The following is a 13,038-nucleotide window of genomic DNA, read 5'->3' on the forward strand; positions in this document are numbered from 1 at the left end:
AGCCCGGATAAGGCGTTCACGCCGCGATCCGGGGAAATTCAGGCACGATGAGGCTAAAAATGAACGCCATCCGCGTTGAAAACATCCATAAAACCTTTGTTCTGCACCAGCAGCACGGCGTCCGTCTGCCGGTACTCGCCGACGCCTCGCTGACCGTGACTGCCGGTGAATGCGTGGTGCTGCACGGCCATTCCGGTAGCGGAAAATCGACCCTGCTGCGTTCGCTGTACGCCAACTATCTCCCCGATAGCGGCCACATTCATATTCGCCACGGCGATGAATGGGTGGACCTGGTCACCGCCACGCCGCGTAAAGTGCTGGAAGTGCGCAAAACCACCATTGGCTGGGTCAGCCAGTTTCTGCGGGTGATCCCGCGCATTTCCGCCCTCGACGTAGTGATGCAGCCGCTGCTCGAACTGGGCATCCCGCGCGAAGAGAGCGCCGCGAAAGCCGCCCGCCTGCTAACGCGGCTGAACGTACCCGAACGCCTGTGGCACCTCGCCCCCTCGACCTTTTCCGGCGGCGAACAGCAGCGGGTTAACATCGCCCGCGGCTTCGCGGTCGACTACCCGATTTTGCTTCTCGACGAACCCACCGCCTCGCTGGACGGCAAAAATAGCGCCGCGGTGGTGGAACTGATCCATGAAGCCAAAGCCCGCGGCGCGGCGATCGTCGGTATTTTTCACGACGAGGCCACGCGCAACCAGGTCGCCGACCGTCTGCACCCGATGGGGATTTCAGCATGATTATCAATAATGTAAAGCTGATCCTCGAAGACGAGGTGATTAACGGCTCGCTGGAAGTCCAGGACGGCAGAATTTCGGCCTTTGCCGAAAGCCAGAGCCGACTGGCGGAGGCCATCGACGGTGAGGGCGGCTGGCTGCTGCCGGGGCTTATCGAGCTGCATACCGACAACCTGGACAAGTTTTTCACCCCGCGACCGAAAGTGGACTGGCCCGCCCACTCGGCGATGAGCAGCCACGACGCGCTGATGGTCGCCAGCGGCATCACCACCGTGCTGGATGCCGTGGCTATTGGCGATGTGCGCGACGGCGGCGATCGCCTGGAAAATCTCGAAAAAATGATCAACGCCGTGGAAGAGACGCAGAAGCGCGGCCTCAACCGCGCTGAACATCGGCTGCATCTGCGCTGCGAACTGCCGCATCACACCACCCTGCCGCTGTTTGAGAAGCTGGTTGGCCGCGAGCCGGTGAGCATGGTCTCCCTGATGGATCACTCCCCTGGCCAGCGCCAGTATGCCGACCGCAGCAAATACCGCGACTACTATCAGGGCAAATATCACCTGACCAACGAAGAGATGGACAAATTCGAAGAGGAGCAGATGGCGCTGGCGGCGGCCTGGTCTCAGCCTAACCGGCAGCGCATCGCCGCCATCTGTCGCGAGCGAAATATCGCGCTGGCCAGCCACGATGACGCCACCTGCGAACATGTGCTCGAATCGCGCCAGCTTGGCAGCGTCATCGCCGAATTTCCCACCACGATCGCCGCAGCGCAGGCGTCGCGCCAGCACGGGATGAACATTCTGATGGGCGCGCCGAATATCGTACGCGGCGGCTCGCACTCGGGGAACGTCGCCGCCCACCATCTGGCGGCCAGCGGCCTGCTGGACATTCTCTCCTCCGACTATTATCCCGCCAGCCTGCTGGATGCCGCTTTTCGCATCGCCGACGACGAGGGCAACGCCTTTACCCTCGCGCAGGCCATTCGTCTGGTGAGCAAAAACCCGGCCCAGGCGCTGGGGCTGCACGACCGCGGGGCGATTGCCGAAGGTAAGCGGGCGGACCTGGTGCTGGCGCGCCGTCACGGCGAGCATATCCATATTGATCACGTCTGGCGGCAAGGCAAGAGGGTCTTCTGATGACAGGGAAACTGATTTGGCTGGTCGGCCCCTCCGGCTCCGGCAAAGACAGCCTGCTGGCGGCGCTGCGCCAGCGGGAGCATCCGCAGCTGCTGGTGGCGCACCGCTACATAACCCGTCCACACAACGCGGGCTGTGAAAACCATATCGCCCTCAGCGAGCATGAGTTTTTTACCCGCGCCGAACAGCATCTGTTTGCTCTTAGCTGGCATGCTAACAACAATTACTATGGCATTGGCATCGAGATTGACCTGTGGCTGCACGCCGGGTTCGACGTGGTCGCTAACGGTTCACGCGCCCATCTGCCGCAGGCGCAGGCGCGCTATGCCGACGCGCTGCTGCCCATCTGTCTGCAGGTTTCTCCGGCGGTGCTGCGACAGCGCCTGGAGCAGCGCGGACGGGAGAACGAGACGGAAATCGCCCAGCGCCTGGCGCGCGCGGCGCGCTATACGCCGAATGAGTGTCTGATGCTGAATAACGATGGCCGACTTAGCCAGTCGGTGGATGCCCTGGTTTCGCTGATTCGTATTCACGGCAACCGGCGCGAACAGCAGCCTGCCTGAACGCGAGGAGAAGAGATGAGCCTGACTATCCGCTTAACCGGCACCGGCGGCGCGCAGCTGGTACCGGTTTTCGGCTGCGATTGCCCCGCCTGCCGCCGCGCCCGCGTCGACGAAGCGCATCGTCGCCGTCCCTGTAGCGCGGTCGTCAAATTCAACAACGCGGTGACCCTGCTCGATGCCGGGCTACCGGACCTGATGACGCAGTGGCCCGCCGGCAGCTTTCAGCAGTTTCTGCTCACCCATTATCATATGGATCACGTTCAAGGCCTGTTCCCGCTGCGCTGGGGCGTGGGCAAACCTATTGCGGTATACGGCCCCCCGGATGAACAGGGCTGCGATGATCTGTTTAAGCATCCGGGCCTGCTGGATTTCAGCCATACCGTCGAACCCTTTGTAAGATTTGAACTTCAGGGATTGCGCGTTACGCCGCTGCCGCTGAACCACTCAAGGCTCACGTTTGGCTATCTGCTGGAGTCGGCCCACAGCCGGGTCGCCTGGCTATCCGACACCGCCGCGCTGCCGGAGAAAACGCTGAAGTTCCTGCTGAATAACCAGCCGCAGCTTATCATTATCGACTGTAGCCACGAGCCGCGCCCGCAGCCGCCGCGCAACCACTGCGACCTGAACACCGTGCGGGCCATTAACCAGATCATCGGCTGCCCGCGGGTGATCCTCACCCATATCAGCCACCGCTTCGATACGTGGATGATGGAAAATGCTCTACCAGCGGGATTTGAAGCGGGATTTGACGGCATGGAGATAGCGCTGGATTAAGCGGGCGCGGCGAAAGCCGCGGGTCGTGCCGCATCAATAATCATCATCCAGCCTGCGCTGGTCGCTTTCCAACTGACGGCGGTCCCGATCAAGCTGGCGCTGGCGCTCGTCAAGTTCGCGTCGGCGATCCTCAAGCTGTCGCCGCCGGTCGTCATACTGCCGCTGGCGATCGGCGCTCTGCTGGCGGCTGTCCTGATAGCGCCCATCATCATAGTCATCATCGTCAGACCGGCTATCGCCCGGATGATAAGCATCATTAATGGCCTGCTGAATATTGCCGATCGCGTCATCAATCATATCGGCGTGCGCCAGCTGGCCGGCGAGGGACAAGGTGCAGATAAGCAAAGCGGTAGAGTAACGTTTCATAAAGCCAGTCTCATCGGGGGGCTGGCTCTACGTTAATCAAGGGCTATCGCCGGGAGTAGCGGAGGAATCTCAAATCCGCTGCTGTTCAATCGCGCCGATGGCGTCCACTCGCCCCTGATGTCGCCCGCCCTCAAATTCGGCAGCCAGCCAGGCATCGACGATCATTTTCGCCAGTTCAAGGCCGATCACCCGCGCGCCAAAGGCCAGAATATTGGTGTTGTTATGCTGTCGTGAAAGCTGCGCCGAGTAGGGCTCGCTGCACACCACCGCACGAATACCCGGGTGCTTATTGGCGGCGATAGAGATTCCGACGCCGGTGCCGCAGATCAGGATCCCGCCGTCGACCTCGCCGGCGGCAATGGCCTGAGCGACGGCGCTGGCATAGCGCGGATAGTCGGTACGTTCCGTGGACCATGCGCCTTTATCTACGACGTCAATACCGCGCTGGCGCAGATGCGCAAGAATATCGTCTTTCAGGATAATCCCGACGTGATCGCAGCCAAATGCAATCCTTTTCATACTTAGCCTCGCCTGTTGTTAACTTTACAAGGATGACTGGCGTTGTGATTTAAACGCCTAAAAATGCCCCAGGAAACGCTGAAAACAGCATCGTCAGGCTCCTTTCTACACGGGCAAATTTTACAAATCAAGACGAAAGCGTTATTTAACCTGATTTTCACCTTGCAAAAAAAGAACTGAAAAAAACAGTAATTCACTGATTTATAATGAATTCATAAGAAATTAAGATAAAATCAACATTAACAAAACTTCACGATAAACATAACTTTATAAAAAGTATAATTTTGTGAAGTTGGTAGTATCTTTTTTGTTTCGCCTGTGGTGATATAGTGTCGTCTTCATTTTATGGACAATGAGAAAGCGATGAGTCAGACAGAATCCAGTTCGCTCCCTAACGGCATCGGCCTTGCCCCCTGGCTTCGCATGAAGCAGGAAGGGATGACCGAAAACGAGAGCCGTATCGTCGAATGGTTGCTTACCCCCGGCAATCTCAGCGATGCGCCGGCAATCAAGGACGTCGCGGAAGCGCTGTCGGTATCAGAAGCCATGATCGTTAAGGTTTCTAAGCTGCTGGGGTTTAGCGGTTTTCGTAACCTGCGCAGCGCGCTGGAGGCCTACTTTTCGCAGTCTGAACAGGTGTTACCGACCGAACTCTCCTTTGATGATGCGCCGCAGGATGTGGTGAATAAGGTGTTCAACATCACCCTGCGCACCATTATGGAAGGCCAGTCGATCGTGAACGTTGACGAAATTCACCGCGCGGCGCGCTTTTTTGCCCAAGCCAACCAGCGCGACCTGTACGGCGCGGGCGGCTCCAACGCCATCTGCGCCGACGTGCAGCATAAGTTTTTACGCATCGGCGTACGCTGCCAGGCCTACCCGGACGCGCATATCATGATGATGTCCGCCTCGCTGCTGAAGGAAGGCGATGTCGTGCTGGTGGTCTCGCACTCCGGGCGCACCAGCGATATCAAATCAGCGGTGGAGCTGGCGAAAAAGAACGGGGCGAAAATTATCTGTATCACCCATAGCTATCATTCGCCGATTGCCAAGTTAGCTGATTTTATTATTTGTTCGCCAGCACCAGAGACGCCTTTATTAGGGCGTAACGCCTCAGCGCGTATATTACAACTCACATTATTAGATGCGTTTTTTGTTTCCGTTGCACAGCTCAACATTGAGCAAGCGAATTTAAATATGCAAAAAACTGGCGCGATTGTTAATTTCTTTTCACCCGGCGCGCTTAAATAAAAAACCGATCCCACACTGGTGGGATCAATATAACTGTATCCTACACTGAGAATACTGCCATGAATAAATATCTGAAACTTTTCAGCGGCACGCTCATGGGCGTAATGTTATCCACCAGCGCCTTTGCCGCCGCCGATTATGCTGTGGTATTAAAAACCTTATCCAATCCATTTTGGGTGGATATGAAAAAGGGTATTGAGGACGAAGCCAAAACGCTGGGCGTAAGCGTCGATATTTTTGCCTCGCCTTCCGAAGGGGATTTTCAGTCACAGCTGCAGCTGTTTGAAGACCTGAGCAACAAAAACTACAAAGGTATCGCCTTTGCGCCGCTCTCCTCGGTAAACCTGGTCATGCCGGTGGCCAAAGCGTGGAAAAAGGGCATCTTTCTGGTCAACCTCGATGAAAAAATCGATATGGATAACCTGAAGAAAGCCGGCGGCAACGTAGAAGGTTTTGTCACCACCGATAACGTGGCGGTCGGGGCAAAAGGCGCGGAATTTATCATCGACAAACTGGGTGCTGAAGGCGGCGAAGTCGCTATTATCGAAGGCAAAGCCGGTAACGCCTCCGGTGAGGCCCGCCGCAGCGGCGCCACCGACGCCTTCAAAAAAGCGAGCCAGATCAAGCTAGTGGCCAGCCAGCCTGCCGACTGGGACCGCATCAAAGCGCTGGACGTCGCCACGAACGTGCTGCAGCGTAACCCGAACGTTAAAGCGATTTACTGTGCCAACGACACCATGGCAATGGGCGTCGCCCAGGCCGTCGCGAACGCCGGCAAAACCGGCAAGGTGCTGGTGGTGGGTACCGACGGTATTCCGGAAGCGCGCAAAATGGTCGAAGCCGGGCAAATGACCGCCACTATTGCGCAGAACCCGGCGGATATTGGCGCTACGGGTCTTAAGCTGATGGTCGACGCCGAGAAGAGCGGCAAAGTCATCCCGCTGGATAAAGCCCCGCAGTTTACGCTGGTGGATTCCATTCTGGTGACGAAATAGGTTTGTAAATCCCCTCTTTCTTTGGGAGAGGGGAAATCACGCAGCGGTAATAAAGGAAATTTTCTATGCTCACGCCATATATTTCAATGGCGGGGATCGGCAAATCCTTTGGCCCGGTTCACGCATTAAAATCGGTTGATTTAACTATTTACCCCCATGAAATACATGCGTTACTAGGGGAAAACGGTGCCGGTAAATCAACGCTGATGAAAGTATTGTCGGGAATACATGAACCGACCAAAGGCACCATTACGATTAATAACGTTAACTACCACAAGCTTGACCATAAATTAGCGGCCCAGCTCGGCATTGGTATTATTTACCAGGAGCTCAGCGTCATTGATGAATTAACGGTGCTGGAGAATTTATATATTGGCCGCCATCTGACGAAAAAAGTCTGCGGCGTCAACGTTATCGACTGGAAGGAAATGCGCGTACGGGCGGCGATGATGCTGCTGCGCGTCGGGCTGAAGATCGATTTAGACGAAAAGGTGGCGAATCTCTCCATCAGCCACAAGCAGATGCTGGAGATCGCCAAGACGCTGATGCTCGACGCTAAAGTGCTGATCATGGATGAACCGACCTCCTCGCTGACCAATAAAGAGGTGGATTATCTGTTCCTGATCATGAACCAGCTGCGTAAAGAGGGCACCGCCATTGTTTATATCTCGCACAAGCTGGCGGAAATACGCCGCATCTGCGACCGCTACACGGTGATGAAAGACGGCAGCAGCGTCTGCAGCGGGAAGGTCAGCGAAGTGAATAACGACGACATCGTACGCCTGATGGTCGGCCGCGAGCTGCAAAACCGCTTCAACGCCATGAAAGAGAGCACCGGCAACATCGCCCGCGAGACGGTGTTCGAAGTGAAAAACGTCACCAGCCATGACAAGAAAAAGGTACGCGATATCTCATTTAGCGTGAATCGCGGCGAAATTCTCGGTTTTGCCGGGCTGGTCGGCTCCGGGCGCACCGAGCTGATGGACTGCCTGTTTGGAGTAGATAAGCGTAGCAGCGGTGAAATATACCTCAACGGCAACGCGATCTCGCCCCGCTCGCCGCTCGACGCCTTAAAGAAAGGCATGGGGTATATCACCGAAAGCCGCCGGGAAAACGGCTTTTTCCCCAATTTTTCCATCGCTCAGAATATGGCGGTCAGCCAGAGCCTGAAGCGCGGCGGCTACAAAGGGGCCATGGGGCTGTTCCGCGAAGGCGACGAACGCAGAACGGCGGAGGAGCAGCGCAAGCTGCTGGCGCTGAAGTGCCATTCGGTCGATCAAAACATCACCGAGCTCTCCGGCGGCAACCAGCAGAAGGTGCTGATTTCCAAATGGCTATGCTGCAGCCCCGAAGTGATCATTTTTGACGAGCCGACGCGCGGTATCGACGTGGGCGCAAAAGCCGAAATTTATAAAGTGATGCGCCAGCTGGCCGATGACGGAAAAGTCATCCTGATGGTGTCGTCCGAACTACCTGAAATTATCGCCGTCTGCGACCGCATTGCCGTGTTCTGCGAAGGGCGACTGACGCAAATCCTGACCAATCGCGACGACATGAGCGAAGAGGAGATTATGGCATGGGCACTACCACAAGAGTGAAAGGCGAGATGGGCGAGAAAAAACCGTTTAACTTCGCGCTGTTCTGGGATAAATACGGCACCTTTTTTATTCTCGCCATCATCGTCGCCATCTTCGGCACCCTGTCGTCAGAGTACTTCCTGACGACCAACAATATTACGCAGATCTTCGTCCAGAGCTCGGTCACCGTCCTGATCGGCATGGGCGAGTTCTTCGCGATCCTCGTCGCCGGGATCGACCTGTCGGTCGGGGCGATCCTCGCGCTCTCCGGGATGGTCACCGCGAAGCTGATGCTGGCGGGCGTCGACCCGTTCCTCGCGGCGCTGATTGGCGGCGTGCTGGTCGGCGGCGCGCTGGGGGCCATCAACGGCTGCCTGGTCAACTGGACCGGCCTGCATCCGTTCATTATTACCCTCGGCACCAACGCCATCTTCCGCGGTATCACGCTGGTGATCTCTGATGCCAACTCGGTGTACGGGTTTTCGTTTGATTTCGTTAACTTTTTCGCCGCCACGCCGCTGGGCATTCCGGTTCCGGTGATCTTCTCGCTGATTGTGGCGGTGATCCTGTGGTTCCTGACCACCCGTATGCGCGTGGGCCGCAACATCTACGCGCTGGGCGGTAACAAGCACTCCGCTTTCTACTCCGGCATCGACGTCAAGTTCCACATGCTGCTGGTGTTCATCATTTCCGGCGTTTGCGCCGGGCTGGCCGGCGTGGTCTCCACCGCCCGCCTCGGGGCGGCGGAACCGCTGGCCGGCATGGGCTTTGAAACCTACGCCATCGCCAGCGCCATCATCGGCGGCACCAGCTTCTTCGGCGGTAAAGGACGCATCTTCTCGGTGGTCATCGGCGGCCTGATTATCGGCACTATCAACAACGGACTGAACATCCTGCAAGTACAAACCTACTACCAGCTGGTGGTAATGGGCGGATTAATCATCGCGGCTGTCGCCCTCGACCGTCTTATCAGTAAGTAAGGAATTTATCATGAAAATTGCTCCCTCTTTAATGTGTATGGATCTGCTGAAATTCAAAGAACAGATCGAGTTTATCGACCAGCACGCAGACTATTTTCACATCGACATTATGGACGGTCATTTTGTACCAAACCTGACCCTGTCGCCTTTTTTCGTCAGCCAGGTCAAAAAGCTGGCCAGCAAACCGCTGGACTGCCATCTGATGGTCACCCGCCCGCAGGACTACATTAGCCAGCTGGCGCAGGCGGGGGCGGATTTTATCACCCTGCATCCGGAAACGATTAACGGCCAGGCCTTCCGCCTGATCGAAGAGATCCGTCGCCACGGCATGAAGGTCGGACTGATCCTTAACCCGGAAACCCCGGTTGAGACCATGAAGTACTACATTCATAAAGCCGACAAAATCACGGTGATGACCGTCGATCCGGGCTTCGCCGGGCAGCCGTTTATCCCGGAGATGCTGGAAAAAATCGCCGAACTGAAAGCCTGGCGCGAGCGCGAGGGGCTGAGCTACGAGATCGAAATCGACGGCTCCTGCAATAAAGCCACCTATCAAAAACTGATGGCGGCGGGCGCGGACGTCTTTATCGTCGGCACCTCTGGCCTCTTCAATCACGCCGATAAGATAGAAGACGCGTGGCAGATCATGGCAGAGCAGATCCTGACGGCAAAACGCGAGGTACTGCCTCATGCAAAAACAGCGTAACGTCGTCGCGGGCGTGGATATGGGCGCGACCCATATCCGGCTTTACCTGCAAACGGCGCAGGGCGAAGCGTTGCACTGCGAAAAGCGGCGCACCGCCGACGTGATTAGCGCCGACGGCCTGGTCAACGGTATTAAAAACCTGCTGCAGCAGCAGCTGACCCAGCACGACGCCCACTGCTGCGGGCTGGTGATGGGGTTTCCGGCGCTGGTGGCAAAAGACAAGCGGACGATTATCTCAACGCCCAATCTGCCGCTGGCCGCCGACGACCTGTATAACCTGGCCGAGCGGCTGGAAGCGGCGCTGGGCTGCCCGGTGGAGTTTTCCCGCGATGTGAATCTGCAGCTCTCTTTTGATGTGCAGCAGAACGGCCTGCAGGAGCAGGAGGTGCTGGCGGCCTATCTTGGCACCGGTATGGGCTTCGCGGTCTGGCTGAACGGCGGGCCGTGGACCGGCGCCCACGGCGTGGCGGGCGAGCTGGGGCATATTCCGCAGGGCGATGACGCCCTCACCTGCGCCTGCGGCAACCCCGCCTGTCTGGAAACCGTCTGCTCCGGGATTGCGCTAAAGCGCTGGTATGAACAGCAGCCGCGCGCCTATGAACTGGGCGAGCTGTTCGTTCACGCCGCGCGGGAGCCGTTTGTGCAGCAGCTGCTAAACCACGCCGCCCGCGCCATCGCCACCAGCATCAACCTGTTCGACCCCGATGCGGTGATCCTCGGCGGCGGCGTGATGGATATGCCTGCCTTCCCGCGTGAAGCCGTCATCGCCATGATCAAAACCTACGTCCGCCGTCCGCTGCCGTATCAGGCCGTACGCTTTATCGCCGCCTCCTCTTCCGCGTTTAACGGCGCTCAGGGCGCGGCGGCGCTGGCGAGAAGCCGGTATTTAAGCTAGCCGAGGTAACGCCAATAGCCCGGACCTGCCTCTTCCCCCCCGGCGGCGGTGCTGCGCGCCTGGCCGGGCTACCCGGCCGCGTCACAGGCGCCCGCGTCGACACGTCAAAACTGACGATAGCCTGTTTTTCGTCAGCATTTCGCCCAAAAAAACGACGTATCATCAGTCAATACCCACAGTGAAAACATGGCATAGAAGATGCATAGTGACGGCGCGATAGCGCGTATGCGCCAATTGATTAACTGGAGCAAGACCGATGAAAAAAGTCGTCACGGTTTGCCCGTATTGCGCATCAGGTTGCAAAATCAACCTGGTGGTCGATAACGGCAAAATCGTTCGGGCGGAGGCGGCACAGGGGAAAACCAACCAGGGAACCCTGTGTCTGAAAGGCTATTATGGCTGGGACTTCATTAACGATACCCAGATCCTTACCCCGCGCCTGAAAACCCCGATGATCCGTCGCCAGCGCGGCGGCAAGCTGGAATCCGTCTCCTGGGATGAGGCGCTCGATTACGTCGCCACTCGCCTCAGCGCCATTAAAGAGAAGTATGGCCCGGACGCGATTCAGACTACCGGTTCGTCCCGCGGGACGGGTAACGAAACCAACTATGTGATGCAAAAATTCGCGCGCGCCGTTATTGGTACCAATAACGTCGACTGCTGCGCTCGCGTCTGACACGGCCCATCGGTTGCAGGTCTGCACCAATCGGTCGGTAACGGCGCTATGAGTAATGCCATCACCGAGATCGACAACACCGATCTCGTGTTTATCTTCGGGTATAACCCGGCAGATTCACACCCTATTGTGGCGAATCACGTGATTAACGCCAAACGCAATGGGGCGAAAATCATCGTCTGCGATCCGCGTAAAATCGAAACCGCGCGCATCGCCGATATGCACATTGCGCTGAAGAACGGCTCGAATATCGCGCTGCTCAACGCTATCGGGCACGTGATCATCGAAGAGGATCTCTACGATAAATCTTTCGTCGCCAGCCGTTCCGAAGGCTTCGAAGAGTATCGCAAAATCGTCGAAGGCTATACGCCGGAGTCGGTGGAAGAGATTACCGGCGTGAGTGCCCAGGAGATCCGCGCCTGCGCCCGCATGTACGCCAGCGCGAAATCCGCCGCCATCCTGTGGGGCATGGGCGTCACCCAGTTCTACCAGGGCGTAGAGACCGTACGTTCGCTGACCAGCCTGGCGATCCTCACCGGCAACCTCGGCAAGCCGAGCGTCGGCGTCAACCCGGTGCGCGGCCAGAACAACGTTCAGGGCGCCTGCGACATGGGCGCGCTGCCGGATACCTATCCGGGCTATCAGTACGTTAAATTCCCGGAAAACCGCGAGAAGTTCGCCAAAGCCTGGGGCGTCGACAGCCTGCCGGCGCACACCGGCTACCGCATCAGCGAGCTTCCGCACCGCGCGGCGCATGGCGAAGTGCGGGCGGCATACATCATGGGGGAAGATCCGCTCCAGACCGACGCCGAGCTGTCCGCCGTGCGTAAGGCTTTCGACGATCTGGAACTGGTTATCGTCCAGGATATTTTCATGACCAAAACCGCCTCAGCGGCCGACGTTATCCTGCCCTCCACCTCGTGGGGCGAGCACGAAGGCGTTTATACCGCAGCGGACCGCGGCTTCCAGCGCTTCTTTAAAGCGGTAGAGCCGAAGTGGGACCTGAAAACCGACTGGCAGATCATCAGCGAAATCGCCACCCGGATGGGTTACAAGATGCACTACAACAACACTCAGGAAATCTGGGACGAGTTGCGTCATCTGTGCCCGGATTTCTACGGCGCCACCTACGAGAAAATGGGCGAGCTGGGCTACGTCATGTGGCCGTGCCGCGATGAGTCCGACGCCGACCAGGGGACCTCTTATCTGTTTAAAGAGAAGTTCGATACCCCGAACGGTCTGGCGCAGTTCTTCACCTGCGACTGGGTCGCGCCGATTGATAAGCTCACCGACGAATACCCGATGGTGCTGTCGACGGTGCGCGAAGTCGGCCACTACTCGTGCCGTTCGATGACCGGCAACTGTGCGGCGCTGGCCGCGCTGGCGGATGAACCGGGCTATGCGCAGATCAATACCGCTGATGCCGAACGTCTGGGCATTGAGGATGAGGCGCTGGTGTGGGTGAACTCGCGTAAGGGCCGTATTATCACCCGCGCGCAGGTCAGCGATCGTCCGAATAAAGGGGCGGTCTATATGACCTACCAGTGGTGGATTGGCGCCTGTAACGAGCTGGTTTCCGAGAACCTGAGCCCGATAACCAAAACGCCGGAGTACAAGTACTGCGCCGTCAACGTTGAGCCGATTGCCGACCAGCGGGCCGCCGAGCAGTACGTAATTGACGAGTACAATAAGCTGAAAACCCGCCTGCGCGAAAGCGCGATGGGCTAATCAGGCCGCCTCCCCGGAGGCGGTGCTTCGCACCTGTCCGGGCTACACAATCGGTAGCCCGGGTCAGGCTTTTACGCCGCAACCCGGGAAACAGACGGCACGATGGTTCGAGTAAAACGTTCATATCCC

Annotated in this window: 13 protein-coding genes; 11 read left to right on the top strand and 2 right to left on the bottom strand. The window is 57.7% G+C overall.

Features of this window, described 5'->3' with window-relative positions:
• The first annotated feature begins 59 nt into the window (after nt 1–59).
• The 4 genes from phnL to phnP are packed head-to-tail and all read left to right on the top strand — an operon-like array spanning nt 60 to nt 3,216.
• On the top strand, nt 60–746 hold the full coding sequence (gene phnL, locus ABLU87_RS14190) for a phosphonate C-P lyase system protein PhnL (protein ID WP_122117090.1): 687 nt from the start codon (nt 60–62) through the stop codon (nt 744–746).
• Nucleotides 743–1,879 carry an alpha-D-ribose 1-methylphosphonate 5-triphosphate diphosphatase gene (gene phnM / locus ABLU87_RS14195; protein WP_048262049.1) on the top strand — a complete coding sequence of 379 codons (1,137 nt, stop codon included), beginning with the start codon at nt 743–745 and terminating at the stop codon, nt 1,877–1,879. The genes phnL and phnM overlap by 4 nt, the downstream gene beginning before the upstream one ends.
• The gene (gene phnN / locus ABLU87_RS14200; protein ID WP_122117089.1) at nt 1,879–2,442 is read left to right on the top strand and encodes a ribose 1,5-bisphosphokinase; all 564 of its coding nucleotides are present in this window, start codon (nt 1,879–1,881) and stop codon (nt 2,440–2,442) included. The genes phnM and phnN overlap by 1 nt, the downstream gene beginning before the upstream one ends.
• A 15-nt stretch (nt 2,443–2,457) precedes the next feature.
• On the top strand, nt 2,458–3,216 hold the full coding sequence (phnP, locus tag ABLU87_RS14205; RefSeq protein WP_049083646.1) for a phosphonate metabolism protein PhnP: 759 nt from the start codon (nt 2,458–2,460) through the stop codon (nt 3,214–3,216).
• A gap of 33 nt (nt 3,217–3,249) precedes the next feature.
• Here the strand turns inward: phnP and yjdP are convergent, their stop codons facing one another.
• Entirely contained in the window at nt 3,250–3,582 is a 333-nt protein-coding gene (yjdP, locus tag ABLU87_RS14210) for a DDRRRQL repeat protein YjdP (protein ID WP_014837157.1), read from the bottom strand.
• A 69-nt stretch (nt 3,583–3,651) separates the two neighbouring features.
• Nucleotides 3,652–4,101: a bifunctional allose-6-phosphate isomerase/ribose-5-phosphate isomerase RpiB gene (rpiB, locus tag ABLU87_RS14215; protein ID WP_032747528.1), complete on the bottom strand. Its 450-nt coding sequence runs from the start codon at nt 4,099–4,101 to the stop codon at nt 3,652–3,654.
• A 363-nt stretch (nt 4,102–4,464) separates the two neighbouring features.
• Here rpiB and alsR point away from each other — a divergent pair, with 363 nt between their 5' ends.
• From alsR to fdhF, 7 genes are all read left to right on the top strand, one after another.
• Nucleotides 4,465–5,352 carry a D-allose utilization transcriptional regulator AlsR gene (gene alsR, locus ABLU87_RS14220; protein WP_004097852.1) on the top strand — a complete coding sequence of 296 codons (888 nt, stop codon included), beginning with the start codon at nt 4,465–4,467 and terminating at the stop codon, nt 5,350–5,352.
• Between the two features lie 59 nt (nt 5,353–5,411).
• Nucleotides 5,412–6,347: a D-allose transporter substrate-binding protein gene (gene alsB, locus ABLU87_RS14225; protein WP_009652711.1), complete on the top strand. Its 936-nt coding sequence runs from the start codon at nt 5,412–5,414 to the stop codon at nt 6,345–6,347.
• A gap of 65 nt (nt 6,348–6,412) precedes the next feature.
• On the top strand, nt 6,413–7,945 hold the full coding sequence (alsA, locus tag ABLU87_RS14230; protein ID WP_025107678.1) for a D-allose ABC transporter ATP-binding protein AlsA: 1,533 nt from the start codon (nt 6,413–6,415) through the stop codon (nt 7,943–7,945).
• Entirely contained in the window at nt 7,924–8,904 is a 981-nt protein-coding gene (gene alsC, locus ABLU87_RS14235; RefSeq protein ID WP_014837152.1) for a D-allose ABC transporter permease, read from the top strand. Before alsA ends, alsC begins: the two co-directional genes overlap by 22 nt.
• A gap of 10 nt (nt 8,905–8,914) precedes the next feature.
• Nucleotides 8,915–9,610, top strand: a complete 696-nt coding sequence (gene alsE, locus ABLU87_RS14240) for a D-allulose 6-phosphate 3-epimerase (protein ID WP_032695089.1) — start codon at nt 8,915–8,917, stop codon at nt 9,608–9,610.
• Nucleotides 9,594–10,505: an allose kinase gene (gene alsK / locus ABLU87_RS14245; RefSeq protein WP_122117787.1), complete on the top strand. Its 912-nt coding sequence runs from the start codon at nt 9,594–9,596 to the stop codon at nt 10,503–10,505. The genes alsE and alsK overlap by 17 nt, the downstream gene beginning before the upstream one ends.
• Nucleotides 10,506–10,761: 256 nt before the next feature.
• On the top strand, nt 10,762–12,909 hold the full coding sequence (gene fdhF, locus ABLU87_RS14250; RefSeq protein WP_077598876.1) for a formate dehydrogenase subunit alpha: 2,148 nt from the start codon (nt 10,762–10,764) through the stop codon (nt 12,907–12,909).
• Nucleotides 12,910–13,038: the final 129 nt, after the last annotated feature.

The organism is Klebsiella sp. CB_Kp196, from assembly GCF_040061575.1.
In the GTDB taxonomy this organism is placed as follows: Bacteria; Pseudomonadota; Gammaproteobacteria; order Enterobacterales; family Enterobacteriaceae; genus Klebsiella; species Klebsiella michiganensis.